This is a genomic window from Alcaligenes sp. 13f, assembly GCF_020496585.1.
GTDB lineage: Bacteria > Pseudomonadota > Gammaproteobacteria > Burkholderiales > Burkholderiaceae_B > Alcaligenes > Alcaligenes phenolicus.
The window spans coordinates 1-14,456 of the sequence record NZ_JAHKKC010000021.1 but is presented as its reverse complement, the minus strand read 5'-3'; the positions used below and the strand labels follow the sequence as shown (position 1 = coordinate 14,456).

14 protein-coding genes and 2 pseudogenes are annotated in these 14,456 nt (G+C 59.0%); 10 read left to right on the top strand and 6 right to left on the bottom strand.

Features of this window, described 5'->3' with window-relative positions; genetic code table 11:
• Positions 1-432: 432 nt before the first annotated feature.
• Positions 433-579: a hypothetical protein gene (locus tag KOE80_RS16015; RefSeq protein ID WP_226349501.1), complete on the top strand. Its 147-nt coding sequence runs from the start codon at positions 433-435 to the stop codon at positions 577-579.
• Positions 580-651: 72 nt separating this feature from the next.
• Here the strand turns inward: KOE80_RS16015 and KOE80_RS16010 are convergent.
• From KOE80_RS16010 to KOE80_RS15985, 6 genes and pseudogenes are all read right to left on the bottom strand, one after another.
• Positions 652-1,556 (bottom strand): annotated as a pseudogene (locus KOE80_RS16010) (dihydrodipicolinate synthase family protein).
• Between the two features lie 14 nt (positions 1,557-1,570).
• Complete coding sequence (locus KOE80_RS16005) at positions 1,571-2,239, bottom strand: amino acid ABC transporter permease (protein WP_226349500.1); 669 nt, start codon at positions 2,237-2,239, stop codon at positions 1,571-1,573.
• A 12-nt stretch (positions 2,240-2,251) separates the two neighbouring features.
• Positions 2,252-2,923 carry an amino acid ABC transporter permease gene (locus tag KOE80_RS16000; RefSeq protein WP_060186146.1) on the bottom strand — a complete coding sequence of 224 codons (672 nt, stop codon included), beginning with the start codon at positions 2,921-2,923 and terminating at the stop codon, positions 2,252-2,254.
• Between the two features lie 8 nt (positions 2,924-2,931).
• Positions 2,932-3,663, bottom strand: a complete 732-nt coding sequence (locus tag KOE80_RS15995) for an amino acid ABC transporter ATP-binding protein (protein ID WP_009462730.1) — start codon at positions 3,661-3,663, stop codon at positions 2,932-2,934.
• A gap of 87 nt (positions 3,664-3,750) precedes the next feature.
• Positions 3,751-4,689, bottom strand: a complete 939-nt coding sequence (locus KOE80_RS15990) for a substrate-binding periplasmic protein (RefSeq protein ID WP_026484057.1) — start codon at positions 4,687-4,689, stop codon at positions 3,751-3,753.
• A 253-nt stretch (positions 4,690-4,942) separates the two neighbouring features.
• Positions 4,943-5,851, bottom strand: a complete 909-nt coding sequence (locus tag KOE80_RS15985; protein ID WP_009462734.1) for a LysR substrate-binding domain-containing protein — start codon at positions 5,849-5,851, stop codon at positions 4,943-4,945.
• Positions 5,852-6,001: 150 nt separating this feature from the next.
• Between KOE80_RS15985 and KOE80_RS15980 the strand changes: the two genes are divergently transcribed.
• The 9 genes and pseudogenes from KOE80_RS15980 to KOE80_RS15940 all read left to right on the top strand — a co-directional run.
• The gene (locus KOE80_RS15980) at positions 6,002-7,015 is read left to right on the top strand and encodes an ABC transporter substrate-binding protein (protein ID WP_226349499.1); all 1,014 of its coding nucleotides are present in this window, start codon (positions 6,002-6,004) and stop codon (positions 7,013-7,015) included.
• Positions 7,016-7,082: 67 nt separating this feature from the next.
• Positions 7,083-7,844, top strand: coding sequence for an ABC transporter ATP-binding protein (locus KOE80_RS15975; protein ID WP_045930687.1), 762 nt, complete (start codon positions 7,083-7,085; stop codon positions 7,842-7,844).
• The gene (locus tag KOE80_RS15970) at positions 7,844-8,662 is read left to right on the top strand and encodes an ABC transporter permease (protein ID WP_052363029.1); all 819 of its coding nucleotides are present in this window, start codon (positions 7,844-7,846) and stop codon (positions 8,660-8,662) included. Before KOE80_RS15975 ends, KOE80_RS15970 begins: the two co-directional genes overlap by 1 nt.
• Before the next feature lie 2 nt (positions 8,663-8,664).
• Positions 8,665-10,173: an amidohydrolase family protein gene (locus KOE80_RS15965; protein ID WP_226349498.1), complete on the top strand. Its 1,509-nt coding sequence runs from the start codon at positions 8,665-8,667 to the stop codon at positions 10,171-10,173.
• A gap of 122 nt (positions 10,174-10,295) precedes the next feature.
• The gene (locus KOE80_RS15960) at positions 10,296-11,663 is read left to right on the top strand and encodes a dihydroorotase (protein WP_009462747.1); all 1,368 of its coding nucleotides are present in this window, start codon (positions 10,296-10,298) and stop codon (positions 11,661-11,663) included.
• Positions 11,660-12,922 (top strand): Zn-dependent hydrolase, encoded by a 1,263-nt coding sequence (locus KOE80_RS15955; protein ID WP_226349497.1) that lies wholly within the window; start codon positions 11,660-11,662, stop codon positions 12,920-12,922. The genes KOE80_RS15960 and KOE80_RS15955 overlap by 4 nt, the downstream gene beginning before the upstream one ends.
• 1 nt (position 12,923) lies before the next feature.
• Positions 12,924-13,562 (top strand): flavin reductase family protein, encoded by a 639-nt coding sequence (locus KOE80_RS15950; RefSeq protein ID WP_226349496.1) that lies wholly within the window; start codon positions 12,924-12,926, stop codon positions 13,560-13,562.
• A 7-nt stretch (positions 13,563-13,569) separates the two neighbouring features.
• Positions 13,570-14,235 carry an aspartate/glutamate racemase family protein gene (locus KOE80_RS15945; protein ID WP_115635294.1) on the top strand — a complete coding sequence of 222 codons (666 nt, stop codon included), beginning with the start codon at positions 13,570-13,572 and terminating at the stop codon, positions 14,233-14,235.
• 6 nt (positions 14,236-14,241) lie between these two features.
• Positions 14,242-14,456, top strand: a pseudogene (locus tag KOE80_RS15940) (2-oxopent-4-enoate hydratase); the annotation flags it as partial.

Here is a 14,456-nt window from a genome sequence, read left to right as displayed (position 1 = left end):
GTTAGTGCTTGGCTCCTATTTTTGCGTCCCCCCACACCCACCGCTAACTATTGAGAGCGACGACCAACACGCAAACCTCGCTCCCTCAAGTTCCTCACGCCGCTACAGCAGCCCAGAGGGCTACATACCGCCAGGCCCAAAAAGGACGAAAGTCTCATATTGATAGTCATTGTGAGCCGGTCTGGGCCGGGGGCCGTCCTCTGGGCGATTCAGGCTTCTTGCCGCAGGCAGGCTTGCTATTCGGGGTACAAGCGCCCTGCTGTTTGAGCGAAATGCTTGTGCCTTGTCCGGGGGACAAGGCACTTTCGCGAGTTCAGGGCGCGCCCGAATAGCAAGCCTGACCAGGGCACCGGTGCGCAGCACCGGCAAGGAGCCAAGCCCGGAGGACGGCCCCCGGCCCAGACCGGCGTTTTCACGAGACACGATCTAAACATGCAGCCTCGTTTACGCTTCTTATTTCCTTATCTCGCCAGCCTCCTGCTTCGGACACAGCTCCGCTCTACAAGGGCCAAAGAAGAAGAAGAAGAAGAAGAAGAAGAAGAAGAAGAAGAAGCGCAAGCAAAAAAACCGGGTAAATAACGCCGGGGCCCCCCAGACGTTATTTACCCGGCAAATCCAACAAATGCAGCAGTTACTCAAGAACAGCAAGGTTTAAACGGTTTGCACACCCTTGGCGGACAAGTCCAGACCCACACGGCGCACCACAGCCTCAAACTCGTCCCGGCTGATATGGTCCAGAGCCGTCGCCGGATCACGCGTCGCATCGCAGGCGATGATGCCACGGCGCATATAGGAATACTTGCGCAAGGCCAGCGCCACCAAAGGCTGAAACTCGTAACGGATCAGCGAACAATAACGGTCGAACACACGGGCGGCTTCCTCCTGCTCGCCCTGACGATGCAAGGCATAGACCTTGAGCAGAATCTCCGGGAAGGAGAAGCCGGTAACCACACCATCCGCGCCCCGTTGCAACTCCTCCAGAAAGTGCATGCCACCCAGGCCACTCAAGATCGGCAAGGCATCACCCGACAGACCCCGCACAGCGGTAATCTTCTGTCCAACGGGAGGGTCTTCGGAATTCAGAATGGACACACCCGCCTCTGCCTTCAAACGCACAGCCAAGGCCGGACTGATGCGGGCGGCGAACAGTTCCGGGAAGTCGTGAATGACCACCGGCAAACGAATAGCCTGCACAATCTGGCGGTAAAAGGACACCTGCATATCGTCATCCGCCCCCGCCAAGGGAGCGACAAAAATCGCATCGGCCCCCAGATCTTCAGCGCTGCGAGCTTGCTCCACCGCCGCTGCCGTTCCCATGGCCCGCACCCCACCCAGACCGGCACCGCACCGCGCACTGCCGCCACGACGGTTTCAATGACACGCCGACGCTCAAAGGTACTGAGCTTGTGCAGTTCACCCATCACCCCCAAAACCGCCAAGCCGTGAATACCGGCTTCCAGCTGGAAATTCACCAGACTGACCAGGCTTTGCAAATCCAGCTCACCACCCGGTTTGAAGGGAGTGGGGCAAATGGAAAAGACACCTTTATTTTTCATAGTTACGCTTAGGCTCAACGTGGAATAACAAATGGCTTTTGCATACGCGAAATCATGCGTACCAAGGGCCAGAGAAGAATGAAGTAAATCAGCGCAGCGGCCACCAGCGGTGTCTGGCTATAGGTCTCGCCCTGCACGATCTGGGCCGAACGCAGAAGCTCGGGCAAGGCCACAGCGGACGCAATTGAGGTCTGCTTGATGGCTTCCAGCGTGTTGCTGGCCAGGTCAGGAATCACATTGCGTACCCCCTGAGGCACGACCACATAGGCCATGGCCTGGCGGGCGTTCAAACCCGTGGAGCGCGCCGCCTCGTTCTGGCCCGGTGATACCGACTCCAGCCCGGCACGGAAAATCTCTGCAAAATAACCGCTGCTGTTCAGCACCAAGGCCAGCACCGTGGCGGAAAACTCATTCAGAGGCAGACCCAAAAAAGGCAAGCCGTAGTAAATGAAGATCAGCAGCACCAAGGGTGGGAAAGCACGGAAGAAATCCACGTACAGCAGGATCACGCGGTTCAGCCAGCGATACTGCTGGTAATGCAGGCAGGCAATGATCAGGCCCAGCAAGGCCGCCAGCGGCACGATGATGAGGGAGAGCTTGACCGTCAGCCACAGACCCTGCATCAGCAGCGGCCAGCTGGCGGCAATAATCTTCGGGTTCAGAAAAGTATCGATCAGTTCCATAGCGCGTCACTCCTACGACTTGATCGCATAGCGCCGTTCCAGCACCCTCGTCAGATGAACGAAGGGGAAGAAAATCAGGCAGAACAAAATGGCCCCGGCCGTAAAGGCGGTGGGGTTGGCAATGTTGGACTGGATATTGCTGGACACATTAAGCAGCTCAGGCACGGCAATCACCGAACCCAAGGTGGTGCCTTTGGTAATCCCGATAGCGCGATTGGTCAGTGGTGGAATCGCCAGGCGCACGGCTTGCGGCAGGATGATGGCAAACAGCGTCTGACTGAAACCCATGCCGGTGGAGCGGCCCGCTTCCCACTGACCCGTGGGCACCGCAGCAATGCCAGACCAGAAGATTTCTTCAGCAAAGGCAGACAGCACCAGGCTCAAGGCCAGAACGGTGGCGGGAACGGGTTCAATCACAATCCCCAGAGACGGCAAAGCGAAGAACACCAGCACAATAATGACCAGCTGCGGAATCGCACGGAACACGTCCACATACAAGGTCATCAAGATATTGACGGGACGCCAGCCGTAGCAACGCAACACGGCCAGACCCAGGCCCAGGACAGTGCCCAGAACCACGGTCATCACGGCCATTTGCAGCGTGACCCAAAAGCCCTGCATGATCTCGGGCAAATAGGGGCTGATCAGCGTCCAGTTAAAGAAGTAATAAATTATCTGATCCATGGCCGGCCTCAGTTCATGCGGCTCAGAAAATCCTGAATACGCTTGTGACGCGGCTTACACAGAATTTCATCGGGACTGCCCTGGTCCAGAATCACGCCCTGGTCCATGAACACAATGCGGTCCCCTACTTCGCGGGCAAACTGCATTTCGTGCGTAACAATCACCATGGTCATGCCCGCATCGCGGGTGCGTTTCATCACGTTCAGCACTTCACCGACCAGCTCCGGGTCCAGACCCGAGGTAGGCTCGTCAAACAGCATGACTTTGGGCTCCAGCGCCAGCGCGCGGGCAATGCCCACCCGCTGCTGCTGGCCGCCGGACAACTGGCTGGGATAGTGTTCGATACGCTGGGCCAGACCCACCTGTTCCAGATGATGGCGGGCCTGCTCTTCGGCCTGCGCCTTGGGCACTTTTTTCACCTTGCGCAGCGCCAGCATCACATTGCCTAGCGCCGTCATATGCGGGTACAGGTGTATGCCCTGAAACACCATGCCTATGTTCTGGCGCACCTGGTTCAGGTCGGTGCGCGGACAGGTCACATCACTGCCAGCCACCACAATCGTGCCGCTGGTCGGGGTTTCCAGACGGTTGATGCAGCGCAGACAGGTACTTTTGCCCGAGCCCGAGCCGCCAATCATCACGACAACTTCGCCGGTGTTGACGCTCAGGTCTATGCCTTTAAGAATTTCGGCCTGCCCAAACGATTTGCGCAAGCCCTGGATGCGGACAATTTCACTCATGGTCGCTCCTTGACCGCCTGCCAGTCGGGCAGGCGGGGACCGGCCCCTGCAGGGCCATATAGCTAGAGAAACAGCGCGAAGGCGCTTTTAAGGACGGGAGCAGTCGGGGGTGTGCTCGGTGGGCTCGTAGCCAGGGAAGTCGGGCACGCCATAGCCGGGGAAAATCACCGTCATGGCCGTACCAGCATTGGGTTCCGTACCAAACCACTTCACATGCAGCTTGGACAGGGAGCCGTCCTGCTTCATGCATTCCAGGACTTCATCCACGCGATTACGCAGGGCCGTGTCGTCCTTGCGGAAGGCAAAGGCGTAGTTAGCCTCGGTGGTCATGTCGTAGACCGGGGCCAGTGCGGGGGTCTGGGTGGCGATATAGCGTGCCAAAGGAGTCTCGGACATATTGGCAAAGGCGCGACCAATAGCTACGGCCTGCACAGCATCCGTGTTCTTGTTGAAGCGCTGGATCTTGTAGCCGTATTTTTCCTGATTGTCCTGCAACCAACGGTCCGAGAAGCTGCCGTTATTGACGGCAATGGTCTTGCCTTTCAGGTCTTCCAGCGCATTGACGGTCGCGCCCTTTTTAGCCAGAAAGCTCAGGCCACCCGCCATATACGGCTCGGCAAACAGCATTTGCTCCGCACGTTCACGTGTGGTGTTGGTGGGAGCCGCCACCATGTCGTAGCGACTGGAAAACAAGCCCGCAAAAATAGCGGAAAACGGGGTGTCGATGACCTCCGCCCCCTCGTAACCCATGCGTCGGGCCACTTCCTGGGTCAGATCATTGGAAAAGCCATCCAGCTTGCCATCGGTGCCGCGCATGAAAAACGGAACCAGGCCCACGTCTGCAGCCACCTTGAACATCTTGCCCTGATTGGGGTTGACCGCATGAGCGGGCAGGCTCAAGGCCACGCCGGCAGCCAATGTGGCCAGCATCAAGCCAGCTTTGCTGCTGACACGTCCCCAGCGGGACAGGGTGTTTTTGCGGGATACAGCCGCAGCCAACGGGGCGATTGTGTATACGCCTTGCATAAGGTCTCCTTGCCATCCATTTTCTGTTTGTAGTGCTTTAATTCTAGGATTGGCAAAACCTTGATGTCATATGCTTTTTTATTAACCCTTCATAACACAGGGTTAAGCAAATACCCGTACCCCTTATACGCGGCGCAATACGCGAACACGCACATTTCCCGACAGTCGTCCTTGATAAGGGTAAGTCCCCCCCTGGAGAGGCCGCCAAGCAAAAGCGCAGCGTGGGGGGATGGTTTATTTATGGATGAATCACTCAGGCCCAGCCTGCCCGCATGCCTCGGGAGGCTGTGGAAATCACCACTTCCATGAAGTCGTGCGCCAATTGCGACACCGGTACCACATTGGAATGCAGCATGTGCAAAGGCATGGTGGTGCGCGGATTAATGGGGCGTACCACCACATCCGGCCAGACCCGGCCTGCCACGGCCAGCTCGTCCACAATTGCAATCCCGGCTCCAGCCTGCACCATGGCACAGGCAATGTGCGTCAAACGCACTTCTACCGCCAGTTGCGGCACACCCGGACGGTTACCAAATAACTGCTGCACCATCTGGCCATAAGGTGTGTCATTGCCATAACCAATCAGGTCCAGTCCTTCCAGATCGCTGGCGTCCAGCTCCTGCTTGTCGGCCAGCGGATGGCTGGCTGGCAACACCGCCACCAGATGGTTTTCATAAATGGATTGGGCATGCAAGCTGGGATGTGTCAGCGGCACGATAGCCACACCGACCTCGGCCTGCTGGGTGACCAAAGCCTGTACCAGATCACTGGAAATCAGCGTGCGCACATACACCTTCACGTCCGGGAATGCCTGGCGAAAACGCGTCACCGCCATGGGGATCAAGGTCTGGCCCAGACTGGGGCTGACGGCAATGTGCAAGCTGCCGTGGCGCTTTTCGATCAGGTCGGTGGCCACCTCGTTTACCCGCTGCACACTGTTATGAACCTGCTCCACCTCCTGATAGAGCCGACGCGCCTCGGGCGTGGGGTACAGACGCCCCTTGATGCGCTCGAACAGCACCAGACCAATACGCGATTCGGTATAGGACAGCAGGCGGCTGATGGCCGGTTGCGACACGTTCAACAATTGCGCCGCCTTGCTGATGGAACCGGTCAGCATGATCGCGCGAAAAACCTCGATTTGACGAAGATTGAGCAGCATCCCTTAACGTAGCCTTATGTTTCGAGCACAAATAAGCATAAGACATTTTGATTTGCCTATGTTTCAATTTTTTCAAGCTGCCATCCCGGCGCGCCTTGATCGCAACGGGCTTACAGAGCGGCTTCATAACTACGACACGGAGACAAAATCATGCAAACCCTGCTTGCTCGCACCCTGGCGGTGCTGGGCTTGGGACTGGCCGCCGCTGCGCCCACCGCCCACGCCGCTGACAACGTTCATCTCATGCTGGACTTCATCCCCACCGGCGACTATGCCCCGTATTACTCGGGCATTGCCAACGGGATTTACGAGAAACACGGCATCAACCTGAAGATTACCCGTGGCACCGGTTCGGGTGACACAGTTCTGAAAGTGGCTGGCGGCGCGGCCGATATTGGCTTGGCCGATATTTCCGCCATTCTGACCTCGCGTCAGAACAGCCAGACTCCCATCAAGGCCATTGCTTCCACCTTCTCGCACTCGGCCCATTCCCTATTTGTGCGCAAAGACTCGGGTATTACCGATTTCTCCGGCCTGGAAGGCAAGAAAATTGCCGTCTCGCCCGGTAACAGCCACAAGCTTTACTTCCCCATGGTGGCACGCAAAGCCAATACCGATCCCGACAAGATTCAGTGGGTGACGGTAGACGGTTCCTCCATGGCTCCCTTGCTGATCAACGGCAAAGTGGACGCCGCTCCTTTCCTGGCCACCAACTACTACTACCAGAACAAGCAGGCCAAGCGTTTTGGCAAGGAAATCGTGGTGCTGCCCTTTAGCGATCAGGGTTTCAACATCTACGCCCTGTCCGTTTTCACTACTGACAAGACGCTGGCCGAACGCCCACAGATGGTGCAGAACTTTCTGAACGCCACCATCGAAGCCTGGGACGCCGCCCGCAAGGACCCGGACACGGCTTGCCAGGCCCACGTCAAGGCCAATCCGGAAATCGATCTGGATGACTGCATGGGCAATCTGAATGCGGTGCTGGGCTACATCTACACCGATTTCAGCGCCGAGCATGGGGTGGGCAGCCTGGAAGAAGGCCGCATGAAAACCACCTACGAGGCGGTTGCAGAAGCGCAGAGCCTGGACCCTGCCTGGGACTATCACCAAGCCTACGACACCCAGTTCATCGTCAAGGCCAACGGCACAGCCAAGCCCTAAGTTGAGTTGATTTTTGCGCGCGCACTGGCTTGGCCCAGGCGGGTCAGCGCGCGCCTAGGAGCGCATTGTGATACGCATTCAAGACGTGAACCTGATCTACGGTCGTAATACCGAGCGCGAGACTCAGGCACTGAAACAAATCAATCTGGACATTCAGGACAACGAAATCATTGCCATCGTCGGCGCGTCGGGCTGTGGGAAATCCACCCTGCTGCGCCTGATTGCAGGCTTGCTGATGCCCACAAGCGGCACTGTCAGCATTGATGATGAAATCGTTGCCCACCCTCGCCAGGACACCGGCATTGTGTTCCAGGCCCCGACCCTGGTGCCCTGGGCCAATATTCTGGACAACACCCTCTTGCCCTCCAGCATCATGGGTCGTCTGGACGATCAGGCCCGCAGCCGCGCCACGCGTCTGCTGACCACCGCCGGTCTGGGCAATTTCCTGCACCACCACCCCAAGCAATTGTCGGGCGGCATGCAACAACGCGTGGCCATTTGCCGCGCACTGGTTCACAACCCCAAAGTGGTGCTGATGGATGAGCCGTTCGGCGCCCTGGACGCGCTGACCCGCGAAACCATGACGCTGGAACTGCTGCGGCTTTGGTACGAAGACCCCAAAACCATTGTGTTTGTGACGCACTCGATTTCCGAAGCCGTCATGCTGGGTCACCGCATTGTGGTGATGTCGCCGCGCCCCGGCCAGATTACCGAAATTCTGGATGTAAACCTGCCCCGCGAACGCGACTTTTCCCTGGTGGGCACGCCGGAATTTACGCGCTGTGCCGCCGCCGTCCGTGAACTTATTTTCCAACACGAGGTGGCTTGATGAGCGAGCAAACTCAAACCCTGGCCGCCGCGCCCGTGCGCAAGCGACGATTGCGCCTGCGCGATTTCAATGAAATTACCATCCCGGCCATCACCCTGATTGCCGTGGTCATTCTGTGGGAACTGGCCAGTCGCCTGTTTGATATCCCTGAATACCTGGTGCCCGCCCCCTCGCGCATCTGGGCCGATTCCATGCAAATGAAAGAGGCCATGCTGATGCACACGCTGGTGTCCACGCGCACCATCATGCTGGGCTTTTTGCTGTCCATCGTGATCAGCTTTCCGCTGGCCGTGCTGATTACCTACTCGCGCTTTTTCGAGCAGGCCATCTACCCCTTGCTGATTCTGACTCAGTCCATTCCCAAGGTGGCCCTGGCTCCGATTCTTGTCATTATCTTTGGACCTACCGAGCTGCCACGCGTCGTCGTCACCTTTCTGGTCGCGTTTTTCCCGCTAGTCATCTCCATGACCGCTGGCCTGCTGGCTGCTCCACCCGAGTTGATCGAGCTGGTCCGCGCCTGCCGTGCCACCCGTTTGCAAGAGTTCTTCCGTATCCGCCTGCCCTTTGCCGTGCCCTTTATTTTCTCGGGCCTGAAAGTGGCTATCACCTTGTCCGTCGTTGGCGCAGTGGTCGGTGAGTTTGTGGCGGCCGACCAAGGTCTGGGCTACCTGATCACCACCTCTACGGCCTTCTTCAAGACACCGGTTGCCTTTGGCGCCATGGCGATCTTGTCCGTGCTGGGCATTGTGTTCTTCCAAGTGATTTCTGCCGCCGAACGCATCCTGTTCCCTTGGGCAATCAAGGACAATCGGAGCTGATCATGACATCAAGTTATACCGTCATCCGTGGGGGCCTGGTGCTGGCCCACGCCCAAGCCAAGGCCGAACCTCTGGACATTCTGATCAAGAATGGCGAGATCGAAGCCATGGGCCCGCCCGGCCTGCCCGCGCCGTCTGAAGCCACGGTGGTGCAAGCGGATGACCAACTGCTGCACCCCGGCCTGATCAACGCCCACACCCACGGCCACGGCACCTACGCCAAAGCCATGGGGGATCGCTGGTCACTGGAATTGTTATTGACGGCCGGCCCCTGGATCAACGGCGACCGCCATCTGGAAGACAAATACCTGAGCACTCAGCTGAACGCGGCAGAAATGCTGCTGAAAGGCTGTACCGCCAGCTACGACCTGTACTCCGAAGTCCCGGTACCCACGGCGGAAGGCATGAATGCCGTCGCCCAGGCCTATGTGGATGCTGGCATGCGGGCCACGGTAGCGCCCATGATGGCGGACCTGTCCTTTTACCAGTCTGTCCCCGGCCTGATCGAAGCCCTGCCGGAAGAGCTGCAAAAGTTCGTGGCCCAACTGGCCCCCCAGTCGTTCCGGGCTACGCTCTCGGGCCTGACGGACTTTCTGGATCAGCAGCGCAACCCCGACCGCATTCGCGTGGCCTTGGCCCCGACCATTCCCATGCTGTGCTCGGACGAGTTCCTGCAAACCTGCGGTGAAATCAGCGCGGAGCGCAATATCGGCCTGCACAGCCACGTTGGCGAGTCCTATGTGCAAGCCCTGACCGGCATGAAACGCTATGGCACCACCATTGTTCAGCATCTGGACAAGCTGGGCCTGATCTCGCCCCGTTTCACCCTGGCACACGCCATCTGGCTGGACGAGCGCGACCTGGCCATTCTGGCCGAACGCGGTGCCATGGTGGCCCACAACCCCGGCAGCAATATGCGTTTAGGTAATGGGATTGCCGATGTGAACTCCATGCTGGAACGCGGCATTACCGTGGGCCTGGGCACGGACGGCTCCAATAGTGGCGATAACCAGAATATGTACGAGGCCATGCGTCTGGCCTCCTTCTCGTCCAAGGTGCGCGGCCCGGATACAGAACGCTGGGTCACAACCGAACAAGCGCTGTACGCCGCCACCGAAGGCAGCGCCCGCTGCCTGGGCATGGGCGAGCAGTTGGGACGTCTGGAACCGGGTCGCAAGGCCGACATCGTGTTTCTGGATCTGGCCCATATCAACTGGATTCCGCATAACAACACAGTCAATCAGCTGGTGCATCTGGAAGACGGGCTGGCGCTGCGCCATGTGATGGTCGACGGCCAGTTTGCCGTGCGCGACCGACAGTTAACACAAGTGAATATGCCTCGCCTGCGCCAACAAGTGGAGCAGGCTCAGGAACGCATCACACGCAATACCTACGACAAGCGCCACATCACGGAAAAACTGGCCAAAGCCGTAGGTTCGTTCTGCCTGTGCCTGGGCCACGACCGCTATCACGTGCAGCGCTGGGCGCACTCCAAGCAAGACTTAACATGACGTTATGTTTTACAGATAAATAGGCATACGACATTCATGACTGGATTTGCTTCAATCATGGAAACGAACACGATTGCGGGCAAGCGAGATGCGCGGGCCCGAGCCATCCAAGGAGGAAGATAATGAGCGACTTTGATCTGGTAGTACGAGGAAATATTGTTGAACGCGACCGCATCATCACAGACGGCTGGGTGGCCGTGCGTGAAGGCCGAGTAGCAGCCCGCGGTGTCGGCGCGGCTCCTTCGGCCCGTGAACATGTGGATGCGCGTGGCATGTGGGTCATGCCCGGCGTGCTGGACGGTCAGGTGCACTCTGGTAGCCAGGCCAATCAGGAAGGTCTGGGTTGGGCCTCGCGTGCGGCGGCCGCCGGTGGCGTGACCACCATGGTGGAAATGCCATACGACGATCCCGAGCCCGTTGCCTCCCGCCCGCAGCTGGAAGACAAGATTGCCCGCATTGAAAGCGATTGCCACGTGGACGTGGCCTGCTACGGCACCCTGAACGACCAGCATGGTCTGGAAGCAGCCGCTGGCCTGATTGAAGGCGGCGTTTGCGGTTTCAAATTCTCTACCTTTGAAGCCAGCCCCAACCGTTTCCCGCGCGTGGAAGAAGACATTCTGATGGAAGCCTTCCGCCTGATCGCCCCCTCCGGTCTGGCTTGCGGTGTCCACAATCAGGACCAGGAACTGACGCGCAAGAACATCAAGCGCATGGTCGAAGCCGGTGATACGGGTTGGGACGCCTTCTTGCGCGCTCACACCCCTCTGATCGAAAACCTGGCCACCAGTGCCATTTATGAAATCGGTGCCCAGACCGGTGCCCGCGCCCACGCCGTGCACGTATCTCTGTCGCGCGGATTTGAAATCTGCAATATGTACCGTCAGGCAGGCCACAAGGCCTCAATTGAAACCTGCGTGCAGTACCTGATGCTGAACCACGAAGAACACACCCGCCGCTTCGGTGCCAAGACCAAGCACTACCCTCCCATTCGCCCCAAGGCGGAAATGGATCTGCTCTGGACCCACATTGCCAACGACGAATGTACCTTCGTGTCCTCCGACCACGTCAGCTGGGGCCTGGAGCGCAAGCAGTTTGACAATGTGTTCCAGAACTCCTCTGGTGGTCCTGGTCTGGAAACGCTGCTGCCTGCCTTCTGGACCGGCTGCGCCGAACACGGCATTTCCCCCACTATGGTCGTCAAGCAATTGTGCTGGGGCCCTGCCCAACACTTCCTGCTGGAACACCGCAAGGGTTCGCTGAATGTGGGCGCAGACGCCGACATCGTGATCGTCAAACCCGAAACTTACCGCTTTGACCCGTCCACCAGCCTGTCCGCCGTGACCTGGAGCTCCTTTGAGGACCGTGAATTCCAGGTACGTGTGGAAGCCACCTATGTGCGCGGCCAACTGGCCTGGGACGGCAAAACCGTGCGTAACGCGGCGGGCGACGGTCAGTTCATCCGTCCGCACAAAGCAGGCGAACTGTCATGAGTCTGGCCATGCCCTTGTTGAATCAGGAACGCCTGTGGCGCAGCACCCAGGAGCTGGCCGCGTTCACGCTGCCTGACCAGCCCTGGACACGCCGCGCCTTCTCCGATCTGTTTCTGCAATCGCGTCAGTGGTTGCTGCAACAGTTCGAGGAAGCGGGCCTGACCGTACGCATGGACGCCGCAGGCAATCTGATCGGACGCCGCGAAGGGCGCAAGCCCGGCCTGGCACCGATTACCACCGGCTCCCACTGCGACACCGTGATGTATGGCGGACGCTACGACGGCATCATCGGCGTGCTGGCCGGGCTGGAAGTGGCCCGTTGCCTGAACGAGCAGAACATCCAGCTGGACCATCCTTTTGAAGTAGTAGATTTTCTGTCTGAGGAGCCCAGCGACTATGGCGTATCCTGCGTAGGCAGTCGCGCCATGGGCGGGGTCTTGTCCGAAGCCATGCTGGCCGAACGCAATCCTCAGGGCGAAACGCTGGCGCAAGGCATTGCTCGCATCGGTGGCCGCCCCCAGGAGCTGGCCCAGGCCCGTCGTGCGCCCGGTGATACCGCCGCCTTTGTCGAGTTGCATATCGAACAAGGCCCAGTACTGGAATCGCGCAATCTGCCTATTGGCGTGGTGAGCAATATCGTGGGCATTTGCCGCCACCGCATCATCATCACAGGTCGCCCGGACCATGCAGGCACCACACCCATGGACATACGCCGTGATGCTCTGGTCGGTGCCAGCCTGATCATCAGTGAAGTGGACCGCAAGGCCCGCCTTGCGCTGGGTGGGCCAGACTATCTGGTCGCCACCATTGGCAACCTGAACCTGACACCCAACGCTTCCAATGCTGTACCCGGAAGGGTGGAGATGATGGTGGAGGTACGCAGCGACCGCCAGGAGCTGATGCAGAACTTCACCGAGGAACTGTTGGCCCAGTTGCGCCCGAAAATCGAGGCCATGGGCCTGGGTCTGGACGCCGCGCAAGTCAGCCTGGCCAAACCCACGGACTGCACGCCCGAGGTGATGAGCATCATCGAGCAGGCTGCCAGCGCTTTGGGATACCCGAGCATGGTCATGCCTAGCGGCGCCGGCCATGATGCGGTTTACATGGCACCCAGCGGCCCCATGGGCATGATCTTCATTCCCTGCCTGAATGGTCGCAGCCATTGCCCTGAAGAATCCATTACGTCCGAGCAGCTTCTGGACGGTACGCGGGTTCTGTATCAGACCGTTGTCATGTTGGACCAGAGCCTGGAGAGCTGACATGGACTGGTCCTGTGATCAGCTTGGCGAACGCGAACGCTACCGCTTGTTGGTCAACACTGTGTTGCCGCGCCCCATCGCCCTGGTCACAACCTGTGACCAGCAGGGGCGCGTGAACACGGCCCCGTTCAGTTTTTTCAATGTAATGGGCTCGGAGCCTGCCGTACTGGCACTGGGCCTGGAAAACGATGCGCACTCTGCCGATGGTCTGAAAGACACCACCCGCAATATCCTGGCCACCGGCCAGTTTGTGGTGAACCTGATCAGCGCCAAGATGGCACGCGCCATGAACATCTGCGGCATTGCTTACCCGACCGGTCAGGCCGAGCACCTGCAGGCGGGCCTGGATCTGGCCCCCAGCGTGCAAGTGCAGCCGCCCCGTATCGCCCAATGCCCAGTGCAGTTTGAATGCCGCTTGCACACCGCGCTGGACCTGGGCCCGCTACGCCATATCGTCATTGGCGAAATCCTGCATTTGCACTGCGACGACGCCATCCTGACGCCTAAAGGGCGCATTGATATAGACGCTTACGACCCAATCGGACGCATGCATGGTTCTGACTGGTATGTCGGCCTGCAAGGCCGCTTTCAGTCAGAAAAACTAAGCCACCAAAACGGGCTACCGCCCACCCAAACATAAAAACATCATGAACCGTCGCCCTCATATCTACGTTCTGAACCCCAATTCCAGCCAGATCGTAACGGATGGCCTGGACCGTGCTGTCCAGCCTCTGCGTCTGGCCGATGGCCCGGCCATCTCCTGCCTGCGCCTGCCCCAAGGCCCGGCGGGTGTACAAAGCCAGACCGATATTGACACCCTGATCCCTCACTTGCGCGCCCAGGCCCTGAGCGTCAAAGAAGACGCCGCTGCTTATGTGGTGGCCTGCTTTAGCGACCCCGGCCTGTACACCTTGCGCGAAGCAGTGGATGTGCCTGTATTGGGCATTGCCGAAACCGGCGTGCTGACTGCCTTGTCACTGGGCCAGCGTTTTGGGGTGCTGTCCATTTTGCAGGCCTCTATCCCGCGTCACCTGCGCTACTTTGGTGCAATGGGGGTGACTGATCGCCTGGCCGCCGACCTGGCTATCAATATGGGCGTGTCGGAGCTGGCTGACGAGAAAAAAGCCCTGCAACGTCTGACAGAAGTCGGCCAGCGCCTGCGCGATGAGCACGGTTCTGATGTGGTGGTGCTGGGTTGCGCTGGCATGGCCAATCAGCGCGAGGCGCTGGAACAGGCTTTGGGCATTGCCGTCGTGGAGCCCACGCAGGCCACCGTTGCGGTGGCCTTGGGCCGTTGCTTATTAGGCTGGTAAGCCTTGATGAGCACCACACTGCAAACCGACTGCCTGGCGACGGCACAACGTCTGCTCCAGGCCCGCCAAGAACACCGTCCCATCGAAGACTGGCCCGACGCGCTGCGACCTGTGTCTTTTGATCAGGCCTATCGCGTCCAGGCCGTGCAAATGAAAACCCTAGGCCCCATAGGAGGCTGGAAAGTCGGCGCGGCCAATAGCGTGGCCCCGCCCACCTGCGC

Bases quoted from the DNA above. Each gene is read 5' to 3' on its own strand.
- KOE80_RS16000 (WP_060186146.1), bottom strand. From the start codon at position 2,923: ATGGATCAGATAATTTATTACTTCTTTAACTGGACGCTGATCAGCCCC.
- KOE80_RS15970 (WP_052363029.1), top strand. From the start codon at position 7,844: ATGAGCGAGCAAACTCAAACCCTGGCCGCCGCGCCCGTGCGCAAGCGA.
- KOE80_RS15945 (WP_115635294.1), top strand. From the start codon at position 13,570: ATGAACCGTCGCCCTCATATCTACGTTCTGAACCCCAATTCCAGCCAG.
- KOE80_RS15965 (WP_226349498.1), top strand. From the start codon at position 8,665: ATGACATCAAGTTATACCGTCATCCGTGGGGGCCTGGTGCTGGCCCAC.
- KOE80_RS15985 (WP_009462734.1), bottom strand. From the start codon at position 5,851: ATGCTGCTCAATCTTCGTCAAATCGAGGTTTTTCGCGCGATCATGCTG.
- KOE80_RS15980 (WP_226349499.1), top strand. From the start codon at position 6,002: ATGCAAACCCTGCTTGCTCGCACCCTGGCGGTGCTGGGCTTGGGACTG.
- KOE80_RS15955 (WP_226349497.1), top strand. From the start codon at position 11,660: ATGAGTCTGGCCATGCCCTTGTTGAATCAGGAACGCCTGTGGCGCAGC.
- KOE80_RS15950 (WP_226349496.1), top strand. From the start codon at position 12,924: ATGGACTGGTCCTGTGATCAGCTTGGCGAACGCGAACGCTACCGCTTG.
- KOE80_RS16015 (WP_226349501.1), top strand. From the start codon at position 433: ATGCAGCCTCGTTTACGCTTCTTATTTCCTTATCTCGCCAGCCTCCTG.
- KOE80_RS15995 (WP_009462730.1), bottom strand. From the start codon at position 3,663: ATGAGTGAAATTGTCCGCATCCAGGGCTTGCGCAAATCGTTTGGGCAG.
- KOE80_RS15990 (WP_026484057.1), bottom strand. From the start codon at position 4,689: ATGCAAGGCGTATACACAATCGCCCCGTTGGCTGCGGCTGTATCCCGC.
- KOE80_RS16005 (WP_226349500.1), bottom strand. From the start codon at position 2,239: ATGGAACTGATCGATACTTTTCTGAACCCGAAGATTATTGCCGCCAGC.
- KOE80_RS15960 (WP_009462747.1), top strand. From the start codon at position 10,296: ATGAGCGACTTTGATCTGGTAGTACGAGGAAATATTGTTGAACGCGAC.